Genomic DNA, 15,494 nt, shown 5'->3' with positions numbered 1-15,494 from the left:
GCATTTGACTGAACAGGGGAATGGCGCAAAATTCGGCTGTCCGCCTCTTCAAACCCTCTTCGATCCCCCTGATTCATTGCCGACGCTCGCGCACGCGGGCAATCAGTTCGGTGCGGCTGAACACGTTGTACTTGTCGAAGATGTGCGACACGTGCTTCTTCACGGTGGCCTCGCTGATTCCCATGATGCGGGCGATCTCGGCATTCGAGCGTCCGTCTGTAATGTGCACCAGCACTTCTTGCTCGCGCGGGGTCAGCGCATCTCCCTTGGGCTTGGCGGGTTCGATGGTGCTTTTCACAATGCGGCTGTAGCGTTCCTGCGTCATGCGGCGCTTGGCGGGGGAGTCGCTGGCTATGCGGCGATCGCGCTGCCCGTCCAGAAGCCGCCAACCGCGGGAAAGCGCGCGCGGAGCCCCCGTTTCCTGTTTGAACAAATCGCAGTTCAGGGCAATAACCTGCTGTGTGAAGCTCTCGAGCGCGTTGATGAGCTCGCGGCCATGCGCTGGCTTTGTATATGTCGACCGCATCAGCATCGGGGCAATGTGCCGGGTGATGGACAGGGTGCTAGAGAGGAACGAGGCGAACAGCGTGAGTTCGGTCTCGTAGGGGTCGTCGAGCACATCGCCCGTGTGGTTCAGGTACGTGTATGCAGAATAGTCGCCCGAATCCAGGCAATCGGCGATCTCGTGGATCGCATCGACAGTCCACCCGTGAATGGCCTCGTAGTCCAGCACGTTCGCACGGGCTCGGGGGTACTCCTGCACGAACGACGCCTCAAGCTCTTCTCCGATGTCGTCGACGTTGTCCAGAAGGAACTGCGCTATTTCCTTCCATGCGGCAGTCTGTTCCATGCATGCTCCTTGGTAGTAATGCTACTTTCGTATAAGTATATACCTAAAGGGGAACAACATACTACCTGAGTAGTACGACAAAAGAGAACACCAGATACTACCTTCGATGATGTTGAAAAAGCTTCTGACCAGGCAGAATACGCAGCAGAAGGAAGCGCGGGGCAGAAGGGCCCGGCGCTCGCGATTCGAAGGGGGATATATGAGCGAACTGCTCAAGCGCGACGGTCTGAGCCGCCGCACCTTTCTGAAGGGCTCGCTGGCCGCAGGTGCGGCTGCGGGTGCAACGTACCTAACGGCATGCGCGCCTCAATCTCAGGGCGAAACCGCCGAAGAGACCGCCGCATCGGAGCAGGAGCACGTCATGACGCCGGAAGAGGCCGGAGAGCAGCTGTTCCCGGGCGTGTGCCGCGGCAACTGCTACGGCGGATGCTTCCTGAACGTGCACGTGCGCGATGGCAAGGTGGTCAAGACTTCCGCGCGCGACCTGCCGGACACCCAGTGGAACCGCATCTGCTCGAAGGGCCTTTCGCACGTGTACCGCGTGTACGACCCCGAGCGTGTGAAGTACCCCATGAAGCGCGTCGAGGGCACCGAGCGCGGCGCCGGCGAGTGGGAGCAGATCACCTGGGACGAGGCGTTCGACCTGATTGCCGAGAAGTTCACGGGCTACGCCGATGAGTTCGGCCCCGAGTCGGTGGCCTACTGGTACGGCTCTGGCAACGACAGCTTCGTGAACACCATCCAGCCGTTCATGAACATGATCGGTGCGTCGCAGGTGAACCAGACGCTGGACAACGCCATCTTCTACGCCAGCCAGAAAACCGTGGGCGTGGGCATGAACTTCAACGGCAACGAGATGACCGATCTGGTGAACGCCAAGACCATCGTCATCTGGGGCTCTAACCCCGCCGTGTCGCAGATGCAGGGCATGCACTTCTTCATGGACGCCAAAGAGGCTGGCGCCAAGCTCATCTGCATCGACCCCGTGTATTCTGCGTCGGCCGCCAAGTGCGATCAGTGGGTGCCCATCAAGCCCGGCACCGACGGTCTTTTGGCCATCGCCATCATGAATACCATCATCGAAAAGGGCTGGCACGACATCGACTTCCTGAAGGCCCACACCGTGGCCCCCTTCCTGGTGAAGGAAGACGGCAAGTACCTGCGCCTGAGCGACCTTGGCCAGGCCGAGGCCGGCAGCGAGACCGACGCCATCGTGGTCACCGACGGAAACGGCACCTTCGACGTTCCCGAGAACATCGCCGACCCCGCCATCGAGGGCACCTTCGACGCCAACGGCATCGCTGTGACCTGCGCCTACATGCTGCTGCTTGAGCGCTTGGCCCAGTACCCGGTCGACCAGGCCGTCCAGATGTGCGAAGTGCCGCTGGAGACCATCGAGCAGCTGGCCGAGGACCTGGCCGTGAACACGCCGTCCACCATCTACATGATTCTGGGCCTGGACCACTACGTGAACGGCTTCTACAACATGTACGACATCCTGTGCATCGCAGCGCTGACCGGCTGCGCCGGCACCCCGGGTTCCTACTACGGCTCCAGCGAGTGCCTGCACATGTTCTACGCGAACCCCAACGCCCAGCTGGCCGTGTCGCCCGACGCCATCGGCACCAAGTACGTTCTGCCCGCGCCGCGCATGAACGAGATTTTCGAGGCCGGCGAGTTCCTGGGCAACCCCTTCACGCTGAAGGCCCTGTGGTCGTTCCGCGCGAACATCATCGGCAACATGACCGAGGCCAGCTACACCAAGAGCTGGCTTGACAAGGTGGAGTTCCTGGTGGCCTCCGAGACCATCATGAACGACACCGCCCGCAACGCCGACCTGGTGCTTCCCGTGGCCCACTGGTTCGAGCAGGAGGACTTCGGCGCAACGTACCCGCAGAACGTCTACATCGAGTACCAGGCGAAAGCCATCGACCCGCTGTACGAGAGCAAGTCGGACTTCGACTGCATCAAGGGCATCGCGGACCGCATGGGCCTGGGCGAGTACTTCGACTTCACGCCCGCCGAGTTCTTCGACGACCACGTGGTGAACGACCTCGCGGCTTCGATGGGCATCAGCGCCGCCGCCCTGCAGGAAACGGGTGCGGTGCGCGGCCTTCCGGGCAGCGCCGAGGAGCCCTTCGTGCATGGCGCGGGCTTCGCGTTCCCGACGGCAACCGGCCGCATCCAGTTCTATGAGGAGAACCCCGCTCCCAACATGAACTTCGGCCAGACCCCCGACCTGTCCAATGAAACCTTGCCGTACTGGGAGTCGCCCAACGAGCTGCCCGGCTTCGACGACAACGAGAACGCGGGCAAGTTCCCGTTCCAGATCCTGTCCGACCACCAGAAGCTGCGCACGCACACCCAGTGGGCGAACGTCGCCGCCTCCAAGGAGATCGACCCCGAGCCCACGGCGAAGATGCATCCCGACACGGCGGCCGAGCGCGGCGTGGCCGAGGGCGACTACATCCGCGTGTTCAACGACCGCGGCTCCATGACGGTTCTGGCCCACATCAGCGAGGGCGTGCGTCCCGGCATCCTGCTGTGCTCGCGCGGCTGGGACTCCCGCTCGTTCAAGGAAGGCAGCTTCCAGAGCCTGCTCAACCATAAGGTAAGCGAAATCTGCGTTACCCAGGCGTTCTTCGACGCCGCCGGCGACTTCGAGAAAGTGGAGGCGTAAACCATGACCCGTTACGCAATGGCAGTGGACAAGACCCGCTGCATCGGATGCCATGCCTGCGCCATGGCCTGCAAGGTGAACAACAATCTGCCCAAGGACGTATGGTGGAACACGATCCGCATGTCCGAAGGCCAGCCTTTCGACTGCAGCGTCGGCGAATACGGCGGAGAGCTGAGCCTTGAATACCATCCCGTGAACTGCCAGCACTGTGCGAATCCGTCGTGCTTGACCGTGTGCCCCACGGGCGCCACGCAGCAGCGCGAGGACGGCATCGTGTGGGTGGACACCGAGCTGTGCATCGGCTGCGACTCCTGCATAAACGCATGCCCCTATGACGTGCGCCGGCATTTGGCCGACGACCTGGAGTTCTACACCGAGCACGCCATCGGCGACGTGGCAGCTCCCCAGCATGCGGCCGGCAAGGTGGGCAAGTGCGACTTCTGCAAGGGCCGCATCGACCGCGGCGAGGCGCCCGCCTGCATGGTGCTGTGCCCGGGCCGCGCCCGCTACTGGGGCGACATCGACGACCCCGAAAGCGAGATCTCCAAGGCCATCGCGGGCCGCGAGATCGAGCTCTTGTTCGAAGAGGCCGGCACCGAGCCCCAGTTCTTCTACTTCAAGTAATCCCTTGGCAAGGCCGCCCGCATCCCCCTCCTTCTTCGGCGGGCGGCCGTTGCCTTCGCAGGCGTTTGCAACATGCGCAGGCGCCTTTCTTCCAGCCGTCTTGGCGGGCCGCATGCCGGCCCGCCATCAAGCCCAAGGAGGCGCCCAATGTCCGAACCCATCGTAGAGCTTCAGGTGAAATCCGATGCCTACCGGCTGATCTCGCTGTTCCTGCACCTTCCCACGAAGGAGCTGTGGGCCGGCGTAGCCGACGGGTCCGTTGCCGCCGACGCGCAGGCCATCGTCTCCGAGCTGGGCATGGGCGAGGACGCCGTTGCGGATATGGCGGGCTTTGCAGACGCGGGTGTTTCCCTAGATGGTCTGCGTGCCGACTACACGGCTCTCTATACGAGTCCCAGCGGTCCGAAAGTTCCCATCTACGAGGCGATTTTCCGCGACCGCGACGACTTCGACACCAGCAAGCTCACGTTCATATCCCCGAACGCATTGAGCGCCGAGAGGTTCTACAGATCCTACGGCCTGAAGATGGGCGGTACGGACAACAACTCCGCCGACCATATGGCTGCCGAATGCGAGTTCGCATCGTTTTTGCTAGCGGAACAGGCCTCCGCGGTCGAAGCCTGCGACGCGGCCCGCGCCCTAAAGGCAGCCGAGACCTGGTCGGACTTCCAGGTCAGGCACCTGGCCAAATGGTCGGAGGCCTTCTTCGGGCGCAGCTTGGAGGCTGCTCGGACCCCTGCTTACCGGGCCGTCGCCAAGTTGGGCGCGCTCCTGTCCCGCATGTGACAAACACCCGAACCTTGCGTGTCACATTTTGCGGCAGCCGCCCCGGCCTCTCCTGCGCAGCCGCTTGCGGACGCGCGCCTTCAGCAGGTGCGACGGTTTCGCCGATCGCTTCCAGAAAGGAACAGACATGAGCTTCGCCATCGTTCTCGCCGTGACTGTGGCCTGCGTGTTCGTGCTGCGCAACGCCATCATGAAGTGTCCGGCCGCGTTCTATGCGCTTTCCGTCGCTGCCGTTGCGGCGCTTTTGGCGGGTGTGAACGGAATGCTGCCTGTGGCGACGCTTCGTCCGTTGGTCCTGGTGGTTCAGCGGTGCATGGTGGCGTTGGCTCTGTTCGTCGTGGTCATGTTCATAGGCGTGCTGCCGCGAGGCTCGAAGCCTGACTTGTGGCTGCGTCCGATCCGCGCCGAGCTTTCGATCATCGCGTGCATTCTCGCCCTCGGACACATGTTCCAGTACCTGCTCCCGTATGCCCGTTCGGCTTTCGGAGGCGCACTGCCGACGAGCACGATGGTGTCGTTCGTAGTGGCTTGCGTGCTGTTCGTTCTGCTGACGGTGCTGGGCGTCACGTCCTTCAGAACGGTCAAGCGCCGTATGAGCGGTCGCGTGTGGAAGAACGTGCAGCGGTTCGCCTATCTGTTCTACGGGTTGATCTACCTGCACCTGATGTTCATGCTCGCGCCGGCTGCAATGCGGGGCGGACATCAGGCGTTGGCCAGCGTGGTTGTGTATAGCGTCGTGTTCGCCGCATACACCATCCTGCGAGTAATGCGGTACCTGCTGGACAAGCGCGCCCGTTAGCACAGAAAAACGACCGAAGACGATACGCCTCGACTTTCGTCAGCTTGGTCGAGGCTTTTCGCGTGCGTTAGGCGGCGCGGAGATTTTCTGTCTCGCTTTGTGTATATTTCCTAAAACATAGAGACTATTCAATAAATATCAAAAAGCGTGTTGCGCAAACGGCTATAGAAGTGCATAATGCCGATTTGCGATTCCTATGAGGCTTTCGGAATCGGGCGTTCGGCCTGAAACCGGAAGCGGAGGAAACTCTGGAGAACTCTTAAGTGAGTGCCGAAGGTGCAAGGCTTAAACAGCCGAATCTCTCAGGCAAACGGACAGAGCAAACGCGCGTCTTTCTGCCGCGCCGTTTCTTTCTCCAGAACATATAGAGGCTCCGTGTACGTGCATGGTGTATACGGAAGGAGAAAGGTAAACGAGTGTTAGATTCATTGAACGCAACCCTGGTCGCCATCGACGACGCGGTGTGGGGCATCCCGCTGATCTGCCTTATTCTGTTCGGCGGCATCTGGCTGACCATTCGCGTCCGCGGCCTGCAGTTCCACAAGCTGGGCCGTGCGCTTCGCTACATGGTGAAGAACGAAAAGGACGGCAAGGGCGAGGTCACCAGCTTCGGAGCCCTGTGCACGGCGCTTTCGGCCACCATCGGCACCGGCAACATCGTCGGCGTGGCCACGGCGGTCGTGGCCGGCGGTCCCGGCGCCCTGTTCTGGATGTGGATTGCCGCGCTGTTTGGCATGGCCACCAAGTTCTCCGAGGGTTTGCTGGCCGTCAAGTACCGCACCCATGACGCCGAGACCGGCCATGTGCTGGGCGGCCCGTTCTACTACATCGAGCGCGGCATGGGTGCCAATTGGAAGTGGCTGGCCAAGCTTTTCGCGTTCTTCGGCGTGTGCGTCGGCCTGTTCGGCATCGGCACGTTCACGCAGGTGAACAGCATTTCCGGTGCCATCCTGTCGTTCTTCGACCCCGACAAGCAGGCCATCGCCTTCTCGCTGTTCGGCCTTGATTACTCCTGGGCGACGGTCCTCGGCGGTCTGGCCTTGGCGTTCTTCGTCGCGCTGGTCGTCATCGGCGGACTGAAGCGCATCGCCTCTGTCGCCGAGCGCGTCATTCCCGCCATGGTTGTCATCTACCTGGCGCTTTCGCTGCTGCTCATCGTCTGCAACATCACGGCGGTTCCGGCCGCGTTCGCCGAGATCTTCGCCGACGCCTTCGGGTTCCGCGCTGCTGCCGGCGGTGCCATGGGTGCCATCATCATCGCCATGCAGAAGGGCATCGCCCGCGGCATCTTCTCCAACGAGGCCGGCTTGGGTTCCGCCCCCATTGCCGCTGCGGCCGCCCAGACCAAGGAACCTGTGCGTCAGGGTCTGGTGTCTATGACCGGCACCTTCCTGGACACCATCATCGTGTGCTCCATGACCGGTCTTGCCCTGGTCATGTCCGGCGCCTACATCGACCCGACGGCCGAGGGCGCGGCGCTTACCGTGCAGGCCTTCCAGATTGGCCTGCCTTTCCTGCCCGAGGTGCTGGTGAGCTTCCTCATCATGCTGTGCATGGCCCTGTTCGGCTTCACCACCATCCTGGGCTGGGACTACTACTCCGAGCGCTGCCTCGAGTACCTGAGCGGTGGCAACATGAAGGCCGTCAAGGTCTACCGCTGGCTGTACATCCTAGCTGTGCTCATCGGCCCCTACATGACGGTTTCCGCCGTGTGGACCATCGCTGACATCTTCAACGGCCTGATGGCGCTGCCCAATATGATCGCCTTGATCGCCCTGTCCGGTGTGGTGGCTCGCGAGACTGCTGACTACCTGCGCCGTTTGAAGGAGGCGGGCGACGACGAGGACGCCATGGAGCCCTACGTCAACGACCCTGCAACATGGAAGAGCGGAGCCCCCGAGGCATAAGCTTCAGCACAACGATATGGCTGAAAAGCGCGCGGACCGACGCCATGGCCCGCGCGCTTCGTTTTTGGCGCGGCTCTTCGGGAGGCGCGCCTGGTAATCGGCTCTTGCGCGATGGCGTCGACAGTCCCGATAGGGCCCTTCGGTCGGTGTCAGTTGGCGTTTTGGCCATGTTTTGCACGAGATTCGAAGTTGTGCATTGCGGGCTCTGCCCAGATGGATTCTCCAGCGGCATAACCCCAGGTCGCGATTTCTCCCAGGAGCCGGTTTTCCGAGGTCGCTGAGGAGACGCTCATTGTTCCCGACAAGGAGATTTCGCCGCGCTTTCTCCATAGGTACTACGAAGCCATGAAGCAGGTCGGCTTCAAGGTGAAGCATGGGGGACGGGGAGAGGACTACGGCGCTGCGCTCACCCTGGTGGAATCGGGTTTGGGTTTCGGTTGCATTCCGATTTCCTTCTGCAGGAATGATTCCCGGTTCAAAGCGATTCCCTTCAACGATCTGGATGTTCATTTGAGCTATCGCCTTGCTTGGGCTCGCGAGAACGTGAGTGCAGCCACATCGACGTTCGCCAGTTTTCTTGAAAACGAAGACTGGCCCTGCGACGCCGTGGAATAATCGGGGGTATCGGGCGGGACGACGGGGACGGAGCCTTTTGTCCCGTGCGCTGCGCGGGACAAAAGGCTCCGTCCCCGTCGTCCCGCGCCTCGTCGTCCTGCGGCGAAAGATTACATCCTTGTGAACTCTTGCTCCTGCGCAGGTGCCCATGGGCTGCTTCTGCTATCCTCGTGCGTTAATGAATTCCGAAACGATTCCGAGGTACCGAGATGTCTATTAGAACGTCTGCTGCGATCGCCGTGTGCCACGCCGCGTACAACGCCATGCGTGCTTTGGGCCGAAACGGCCGTGCGCTTCCCGGCATGATTGCCATGAAGATTGACGGCAACATCATCCATAAGCTGAGCGATGGCCACAAGACCATCATGATCAGCGGCACCAACGGCAAGACCACCACCACCCACATGGTGCAGCAGGCCATCATCAACACGTTCGGCGGGGCGGCCTACGACCCCTCCAGCACCAACCTGGAGCAGGGCATTGCCACCACGCTGTGCCTGGACAGCACTATCGGCGGCAAGCGCAAGAGCGACTGGGCCGTCATCGAAAGCGACGAGGGGGCCTCGAAGATCCTCATGCCTGCAACGTTTCCGCAGGTCCTGGTCGTGACCAATCTGTACCGCGACCAGGTGGACCGTTATCCCACCTGGACTACGGCCCGCGACTACATCATCGAGGCCATCAAGAAGTCGCCCGACACCGTGCTGGTGCTCGACGCTGACTGCCAGGTGACGGCATCGATCGCCGATTTCGTGCCCAACAAGGTGGTGTGGTACGGCATGGAGTGCGACGCCTACGACGACGGCGTGGCCGACTTTGACGAGCAGGTGGACTGCATCAAGTGCGGCGAGCCTCTGTCCTTCGAGCACCGCACTTTCGCTCATCTGGGAACGTTCACGTGTCCGAGCTGCGGATATACGCACCATAAGGCCGACATCGCCGTGGTGGGCATAACCGACAAGCAGGAGAAGAGCTGCACGCTCACGCTGCGGGTCCACGACCATGAGCTTACCCTGCCGGTGAACGTGCGCGCCGGCTACGACGTCTACAACGCGGTGGCCGCCTTTGCGGGCCTTACCACGCTGGGTCTGACCGAACAGCAGGCGGCCGATGCGCTGGCGCACTTCAAGCACGCCGCGCACCGCTTCGAGATCTTCAACGTGGAAGGCACCGAGGCGCGTCTGTTGCTCATGAAGAACACCGCGGGCTGCAACCAGCTCATCAACATGCTGGTGTCCGAGGACAATCCGCCGAAGAACCTGGTGTGCCTGCTGGGCAACGAAATCATGGACGGCATCTACACCGACTGGATCAAGGGCGTGCATTGGGAGAAGCTCATCACGCCGGAGACGAAGGTCATCGTGGGCGGCCCGTGCTTCGAGGACATGAAGGCGCGTCTGGTCGAAGCGGGCGTCGACGAGTCCAGGATGCGAATCCAGACCGACTACGCCGGGCTTGTGGCCGATATCGCAGCCATGGACGAGCCGGTGACGGTCATCGCCAACTGCTCGACCATCGAGGCGCTCCGCGTGGAGCTGGTCAAGAGCTACCAACCCATGGATTACTGGGAAGAATAGAAACGGAAAGGGCGGCTTAAGGGCCGCCCTTCTAACGTTAGCGGAATTCGATGGCGCCGGTGTCCGGGTCCATCTTCTCGATGATGGCGAGGGATTCCAGCTGGTAGCCGTGGGCTCGGATGGATTCGCCGCCGGGTTGGAAGCCCTTCTCCACGGCGATGCCGATGCCTTCGACGGTGGCGCCCGCCTGTTCGGCGATGTCCAAAAGACCCGTCAGGGCAGAACCCGTGGCCAAGAAGTCATCGATGATCAGGATGTGGTCGCCGGGTTTAAGCAGCCGGCGCTCCATGACGATGTCGAAAACGCCGCCGCGGGTGAAGCTTTCCACCTGCGTCGCGTAAAGGTCGCCGTCCAGGTTCATGGACCGGGACTTCTTCGCGACAATCACAGGGCAGTTCCCGAAGTGGCGGGCGGCGATGGCCGCAAGGGCGATGCCGCTGGACTCGATGGTCACGATCTTGTCGACGGGCTTGCCTGCGAACCTGCGGGCCCATTCGGCACCCAGCTCGTCGACCAGTGCGGTGTCGATCTGGTGGTTCAAGAAGCTGCCTACCTTGATGACGTATTCGGTTTTCACGACGCCGTCGCGGACGATGCGGTCTTCCAACAGTTTCATAAGGCTGTCCTTCCGGCCTGGATAAGTTGCATGCATCGCATTGTACTCCATATGGAACAAGTCGGTGCTTGATTCGATTTCCGTGCGGTGCCGAAGAATGCTTGCGTATCTTCGCGTGCTGCGGGAACCGGTTGTGGGGTCAGACGCATCAGCGTTCGGCGACCGCCTTCTTCTCCAACAGTACCAGCTGCACGTCGGGGATATTGTTGAACACGGTGGGTACGATACCGACTTCCGTATAGCCCAGCTTCGCATACAGGGCTCGCGCCCGGGCGTTGCGGGCATTGGTGTCGATGCGCAGGTAGGGGCAGCCATGGTCTAGCGCATATTGCTCGTAGAACGCTGCGAACCTGGTGCCGAACCCGTGTTTGCCCTCGTCAGGCGCCACGGTAAGCGTGTGCAGCACCATGACTTGGTCGTTCGGCACGTCGTATCGCCAATCGCCGCCGGCATAGGAGTTCTCCTGGCTCTGGTTGATCTTCCCCGAGGCCACGATGCGCCCGTCGAACTCCTCGACGAACATCTCGTCTGCGCGGATGGCGGCTTGGGCCGTGTCGCGGGTGGGATACACGCCGCGGATCCAACCGACGGTGATCTTGCCCTGCTCTTCCAAATCGTGGATCATCTCGTAGATCTCCGAGATGCGGTCCAGATCGTCCATGGTGGCTTTGCGGAAAGAAACGTCCTTGCTCATGGGGCACTCCTGTTCGGTTCGTCGGGTCGAAGCCTGTTTTCGGGCTATTGGTCTTCGGCCATTTCGCGTTCCCAGTCGATGTCCGTGGGCCTCCCGATTTCGTCGGTAGGCACGCGGTGCCACAGGCAGGCGTCCAGATCGACATGGGTGTCGTCGAGGAACGGCACGCCTTCGGCTTCCAGCAGGAGCTTCTGCAGGCTGGGGCTGCCGTCCTCGTTTTCGAAGACGCGTCCGTCCTTGTAGACCACGCGGTGGCACGGCGGGTCGTCCGGGTCGGCGCTGGAGTGCATGGCGAAGCCTACGAACAGGGCTTTTCGCGGCTGGCCGATGGCCCGCGCAACGGCGCCGTAGGTCGTTACGCGCCCATAGGGAATCTCGCGCACCACTTCATACACCTTGTCGTTGAACGATCCCATGGCGTCTCCAATCCTCCGGACGAACGTCGATTCCGCTTCTCGGTTCTGATTCTACACGTCGGCAGGGTTGAGGTGCCCGCCGGAGGCATGCGAAAGGACGAACGATTCATAGGCCGGGGCATGGGGCGTATCCCGTCCCATAAAAAAGCCCCGCCGGTGTGAGGCGGGGCGATCGGTCGGATGCGGCTGGCCCGTTAGGGGAGCATGAAGTTGAGGATGTTCGTCTGCAGGAAGACCAGGATGCACAGCGCAACCAGGAATCCGATGCTCCAGGGGAGGACCGCCTTCATGATGTCGGCTTCCTTTTCGCCCGTTGCAACGGCCGCGATGGCCAGGGACTGAGGGCTGATCATCTTGCCCACAACGCCGCCCATGGTGTTGGCCGCCAGGAACAGGTCGGGGGTCACGCCCACAAGCGCAGGGTTCGCTTGGGCTGCGGAATACTGCAGGCCGGAGAACAGGGCGTTCGCGCTGGTGTCGCTGCCGGTCACGGCGGTGCCCACCCAGCCAAGCGTGGGGGAGATGAATGCGAAGGCGGGGCCGGAGCCGGCCAGGAACTGTCCGATGCTGATGGTCTGGCCGCTGAAGTTCATCACGTAAGCCAACGACAGGACGAACACGATGGTGAATGCGGAGTAGCGCATGCGGTAGCAGCAATTCATAAGCGAGTTGGCGGCGGCTCCCATGGACATCTGGTAGCGGCCGTCCTCGGTGAACATCGTGTAGATGGCCGCGGAGATCACGCCAGCGACAAGAATCATGGTGCCGGGGCAGGATAGGAGGTTCAGCGTGTATGTGGTGCCCGGGTCCTTGCCGGCTGCGGACAGGATGCTTCCGTCGGAAATGAAGGGCCAGGGAATCTTGATGTCGGTCATGGCCAACTGCTGCGGTATGCCGAGCTTGCAGATGCCGAAAACCGCCACGACGACGATGTAAGGGACAAGCGCCATGAAGATGCGGGATGCCGTGAGCTCGGAGGCGGAGGAGCCGTCTGTGGGAGGCAGACCGAAGTCGGCGCGGACGTCGTTGACGCCGCGGGGCTTCCAGACCTTCATGAACAGGACCAGAGCGGCCATGGAGACGAGTGCGGCGATAACGTCGGTCAGCTCGTAGGCGAAGAAGTTTGAGCACCACCATTGGGTGATGGCGAAGCTCCCGCCCACCACGAAGGCGGGCGCCCAGCAGTCGCGCGCGCCGCGCTTCCCGTCGAGGATGATGACGAGCAGCAGCGGGACGAAGAAAGCGAACAAGGGGGCTTGGTGGCCTACGATTGCCGCGATGTGCTGCGCGGTTGCCGACGCCGCTGCGGCATCGCCGCTTGCGACCATGTTGCCTGCGGTGGTGATAGGCGTGCCCACCGCGCCGTAAGCGACGGGGGCGGTGTTGGCAAGCATGACTGCCAACGCTGCGCGTTTGGGCTTGACGCCCAAGGCCAGGATCATCGTGGCGGTGATGGCGATGGGTGCACCGAAGCCGGCGAGGGCCTCGAGCAGTCCGCCGAAGCTGAAGGCGACGAGCATAGCCTGGATGCGGATGTCGCCGCCGCCTACCATGTCGAAAAACTTACGCAGGTCTTCGCTGCGGCCCGCCTTCACGGTCACTTCGTAGAACCATACGGCCAAGACGATGATAAACACGATAGGGAAGGCGCCGAACGCAGCGCCTTGCGTTGCCGAGATAAGGGCGTATCCGACAGGCATCTTCCATCCGACGATGGCGACGATGACCGCCACAGCCAATGCCGTCACCGCAGCCAGATGGGCTTGGGCCTTCACCCCTATAAGCATGATGAAGAACGTAATCAAAGGAACGCATGCAACGAGCGCCGAAAGCGCGAGGTTGCCGGCGATGGGGTCGACGAGTGCCTGAAACATATGCCGCCTGCCTCTTTAACCGGGGTTATGGATTCTTTTGCCTACATATGATGGGTACAAGATATCATATGAATTTACTATAACGTGTCGTGCGAATGACATCGACCGCCATTCTCGGCGAAATGACGGTCGATTGTCCCGTTCTTCTGTTTCGTATGGGCGGCAGGGCGCTACACGTCGCTGTGCATATTGTTGATCTCTTCCACCGTGAAGATGGGTCCGTCCAGGCAGATGAAATGTCCGCCCAGGTTGCAACGGCCGCATTTGCCGACGCCGCACTTCATGCGCATCTCCAATGTGGTGATGATGCCGCCTTCGTCGTAGCCTGCTTTCAGCAGACTCTCGCGGACGGTGCGAGAAAGAGAAGGCCCACCGCAGAAGACGGCCACGCGGTTGCCGTCTTCGGGACCCAGTTCCAGCGTCTCCAAGAAGGGAGCGGTGTAGTCCACGGGGCCTTCCCAACGCTCGTCGCTGTGGTATAGGGACACGTGCACGTGCATGTCGGGCTCGTTGGGCCAGACGTCGAAGAGCTGGTCTTTGAATACCAGGTCATCATAGGTAGAGCCGGAATAGACCAAATCGATGCGGCCGTAGTCCTCGCGGTGCTCCAGGCAGTACAGGAGGAACGAACGCACCGGGGGAAGGCCGATGCCGCCGCTGACGAAGAGCATGTCCTTGCCCTTGCAGGCCTCAACCGGCCACCAGTTGCCATACGGTCCGCGCAGGGTGACTTCGTCGCCTTCGGCCAAGGCGTGCAGCTGCTCGGTGACCAGGCCCACCTTCTTTACGGTGAACTGAACCCACTCGTCGGATTGGGCCGACACCACGAACATGCACTCGCCGTAGGGCAAAAGGCCGAACATGCCTAGCTGCCCGGGGCGGCAGTCGAAGGGTTTTCTTCCGTCGAGCGTCACCAGACGGAACGACTTCACGTCGGGGGTTTCCTGGGTGATCTTGAGCACGCGGCATACTTGAGGGACCAGCGGGCGGTCGCCTTTGGCGCAACCGTGAGAAATCTCGATGCTAGGCATTCGCTCCTCCAATCTCCGCAAATTCGGCGGCCGCCAGGCTTCCGACGTCGTCGATGAGCCGCGTGATATCCAGCGCCACCGGGCACTTCTCCACGCAGCGTCCGCATCCGACGCAAAGCGACATGCCGTAGCGACGCTCGAAGAAGTTCAGCTTATGCATGAAGCGGTTGCGCACGCGCTCTTTCTTGGTCGGGCGCGGGTTGTGTCCGCCGGCCATGGCGGTGTACTCCGAGAACATGCAACTGTCCCAGCAGCGGAAACGCACCCCTTCCTTCATCTTGAGGTCCTGGCTGATGTCGAAGCAGTGGCAGGTGGGGCACACGTAGGTGCAGGTGCCGCAGTTCAGGCACTTGACGCTCAGGTCATCCCAGATGGGATGGTTATACATGTTCTCCAGGGCGTCCACGACGCCGTCCATGCTGACGCGCAGCGTCACGTCGCAGGCCGTCGGCTCGGCTCGGCCGTCTTCGATAAGGTCGCCCCAAAGGGCCACCTCGGCTTCGCCCTTCTCGGTCTGAGCCACCACGTTGTACGTCTCGCCGCAGTCCTGCAGCATGATATCGGCGTTGGGGGCGGCTTGAGGGTCGGTGCCCATGGACTCGCAGAAGCAGGTCTCTGAGGCCTGGGTGCAGCCGATGCAGACGGTCAGCAGTTTTTCTCGGGCGTTGGCGTAGAACTCATCCACGAAGCCTTTGGTCAGAAACACCTGGTCAAGGCAAACGATCGAGCGCATGTCGCAGGGTCGGATGCCCACCACGGCACGTTCGCGAGACTCGTCGTATTCGAGGATCTCGTAGTTGCCCTCGTCGTTCACACGAAAGCCGTACATGCGTTGCGTCTGCGGGAATAGCAGGTCTTTCGGCGGCATGGTGGTGTTTATCAGGTCGAACCTCGGATCGACGTTCTCATCGTACTGGGCGAACTTCGTCACGCCATTGACTTCGGCAGGAACGAACACCTCGCGGCGCCCAGCCATGCTCTGCAGCAGAGGCGCCAGGTTCTGTTTGGAGAGAATCATCTGCAGC

The 15,494-nt window shown here is 61.7% G+C and carries 14 protein-coding genes and 1 riboswitch; of the genes, 7 read left to right on the top strand and 7 right to left on the bottom strand.

The annotated features are described in order from the left end of the window. Positions 1–73: 73 nt before the first annotated feature. A complete protein-coding gene (locus tag SHEL_RS15745; protein WP_012798914.1) occupies positions 74–850 on the bottom strand; it encodes a response regulator transcription factor in 777 nt (258 codons plus the stop codon). A 199-nt stretch (positions 851–1,049) separates the two neighbouring features. Between SHEL_RS15745 and SHEL_RS08775 the strand changes: the two genes are divergently transcribed. The 7 genes from SHEL_RS08775 to SHEL_RS08745 all read left to right on the top strand — a co-directional run bounded on the left by SHEL_RS08775 (position 1,050) and on the right by SHEL_RS08745 (position 9,838). Next, on the top strand, positions 1,050–3,530 hold the full coding sequence (locus tag SHEL_RS08775) for a molybdopterin-containing oxidoreductase family protein (protein WP_012798913.1): 2,481 nt from the start codon (positions 1,050–1,052) through the stop codon (positions 3,528–3,530). 3 nt (positions 3,531–3,533) lie between these two features. Then, the gene (locus SHEL_RS08770) at positions 3,534–4,154 is read left to right on the top strand and encodes a 4Fe-4S dicluster domain-containing protein (RefSeq protein ID WP_012798912.1); all 621 of its coding nucleotides are present in this window, start codon (positions 3,534–3,536) and stop codon (positions 4,152–4,154) included. A 147-nt stretch (positions 4,155–4,301) separates the two neighbouring features. Beyond that, positions 4,302–4,940: a TorD/DmsD family molecular chaperone gene (locus SHEL_RS08765; RefSeq protein WP_012798911.1), complete on the top strand. Its 639-nt coding sequence runs from the start codon at positions 4,302–4,304 to the stop codon at positions 4,938–4,940. Positions 4,941–5,067: 127 nt separating this feature from the next. Then, the gene (locus SHEL_RS08760; RefSeq protein ID WP_012798910.1) at positions 5,068–5,739 is read left to right on the top strand and encodes a ferric reductase-like transmembrane domain-containing protein; all 672 of its coding nucleotides are present in this window, start codon (positions 5,068–5,070) and stop codon (positions 5,737–5,739) included. A 238-nt stretch (positions 5,740–5,977) separates the two neighbouring features. Continuing rightward, a riboswitch (glycine riboswitch) is annotated at positions 5,978–6,067 on the top strand. 88 nt (positions 6,068–6,155) lie between these two features. After that, positions 6,156–7,646, top strand: coding sequence for an alanine/glycine:cation symporter family protein (locus tag SHEL_RS08755; RefSeq protein ID WP_041422529.1), 1,491 nt, complete (start codon positions 6,156–6,158; stop codon positions 7,644–7,646). Positions 7,647–7,892: 246 nt separating this feature from the next. After that, on the top strand, positions 7,893–8,261 hold the full coding sequence (locus tag SHEL_RS08750; RefSeq protein WP_083762295.1) for a LysR family transcriptional regulator substrate-binding protein: 369 nt from the start codon (positions 7,893–7,895) through the stop codon (positions 8,259–8,261). A gap of 209 nt (positions 8,262–8,470) precedes the next feature. Beyond that, positions 8,471–9,838: a MurT ligase domain-containing protein gene (locus SHEL_RS08745; protein WP_050749566.1), complete on the top strand. Its 1,368-nt coding sequence runs from the start codon at positions 8,471–8,473 to the stop codon at positions 9,836–9,838. 37 nt (positions 9,839–9,875) lie between these two features. Here the strand turns inward: SHEL_RS08745 and SHEL_RS08740 are convergent, their stop codons facing one another. The 6 genes from SHEL_RS08740 to SHEL_RS08715 form a co-directional block, all read right to left on the bottom strand. Beyond that, entirely contained in the window at positions 9,876–10,454 is a 579-nt protein-coding gene (locus SHEL_RS08740; protein ID WP_012798906.1) for a xanthine phosphoribosyltransferase, read from the bottom strand. Between the two features lie 148 nt (positions 10,455–10,602). Then, positions 10,603–11,148, bottom strand: coding sequence for a GNAT family N-acetyltransferase (locus SHEL_RS08735; protein WP_012798905.1), 546 nt, complete (start codon positions 11,146–11,148; stop codon positions 10,603–10,605). A 44-nt stretch (positions 11,149–11,192) separates the two neighbouring features. Further along, positions 11,193–11,564, bottom strand: coding sequence for an MGMT family protein (locus tag SHEL_RS08730; protein WP_012798904.1), 372 nt, complete (start codon positions 11,562–11,564; stop codon positions 11,193–11,195). Positions 11,565–11,758: 194 nt separating this feature from the next. Further along, positions 11,759–13,438 carry an L-lactate permease gene (locus SHEL_RS08725; protein ID WP_012798903.1) on the bottom strand — a complete coding sequence of 560 codons (1,680 nt, stop codon included), beginning with the start codon at positions 13,436–13,438 and terminating at the stop codon, positions 11,759–11,761. Between the two features lie 170 nt (positions 13,439–13,608). Then, on the bottom strand, positions 13,609–14,469 hold the full coding sequence (locus SHEL_RS08720; protein ID WP_012798902.1) for an FAD/NAD(P)-binding protein: 861 nt from the start codon (positions 14,467–14,469) through the stop codon (positions 13,609–13,611). Next, positions 14,462–15,487: a 4Fe-4S dicluster domain-containing protein gene (locus SHEL_RS08715; RefSeq protein WP_012798901.1), complete on the bottom strand. Its 1,026-nt coding sequence runs from the start codon at positions 15,485–15,487 to the stop codon at positions 14,462–14,464. Before SHEL_RS08715 ends, SHEL_RS08720 begins: the two co-directional genes overlap by 8 nt. Positions 15,488–15,494 lie beyond the last annotated feature (7 nt).

Source organism: Slackia heliotrinireducens DSM 20476 (assembly GCF_000023885.1).
In the GTDB taxonomy this organism is placed as follows: Bacteria; Actinomycetota; Coriobacteriia; order Coriobacteriales; family Eggerthellaceae; genus Slackia; species Slackia heliotrinireducens.
The sequence above is the reverse complement of the archived record's forward strand: the minus strand, read 5'-3'. Positions and strand labels throughout refer to the sequence as shown.

Coding starts and splice junctions, on each gene's coding strand:
- SHEL_RS08760 (WP_012798910.1), top strand. CDS start 5,068: ATGAGCTTCGCCATCGTTCTCGCCGTGACTGTGGCCTGCGTGTTCGTG.
- SHEL_RS08770 (WP_012798912.1), top strand. CDS start 3,534: ATGACCCGTTACGCAATGGCAGTGGACAAGACCCGCTGCATCGGATGC.
- SHEL_RS08735 (WP_012798905.1), bottom strand. CDS start 11,148: ATGAGCAAGGACGTTTCTTTCCGCAAAGCCACCATGGACGATCTGGAC.
- SHEL_RS08720 (WP_012798902.1), bottom strand. CDS start 14,469: ATGCCTAGCATCGAGATTTCTCACGGTTGCGCCAAAGGCGACCGCCCG.
- SHEL_RS15745 (WP_012798914.1), bottom strand. CDS start 850: ATGGAACAGACTGCCGCATGGAAGGAAATAGCGCAGTTCCTTCTGGAC.
- SHEL_RS08765 (WP_012798911.1), top strand. CDS start 4,302: ATGTCCGAACCCATCGTAGAGCTTCAGGTGAAATCCGATGCCTACCGG.
- SHEL_RS08740 (WP_012798906.1), bottom strand. CDS start 10,454: ATGAAACTGTTGGAAGACCGCATCGTCCGCGACGGCGTCGTGAAAACC.
- SHEL_RS08775 (WP_012798913.1), top strand. CDS start 1,050: ATGAGCGAACTGCTCAAGCGCGACGGTCTGAGCCGCCGCACCTTTCTG.
- SHEL_RS08730 (WP_012798904.1), bottom strand. CDS start 11,564: ATGGGATCGTTCAACGACAAGGTGTATGAAGTGGTGCGCGAGATTCCC.
- SHEL_RS08745 (WP_050749566.1), top strand. CDS start 8,471: ATGTCTATTAGAACGTCTGCTGCGATCGCCGTGTGCCACGCCGCGTAC.
- SHEL_RS08725 (WP_012798903.1), bottom strand. CDS start 13,438: ATGTTTCAGGCACTCGTCGACCCCATCGCCGGCAACCTCGCGCTTTCG.
- SHEL_RS08715 (WP_012798901.1), bottom strand. CDS start 15,487: ATGATTCTCTCCAAACAGAACCTGGCGCCTCTGCTGCAGAGCATGGCT.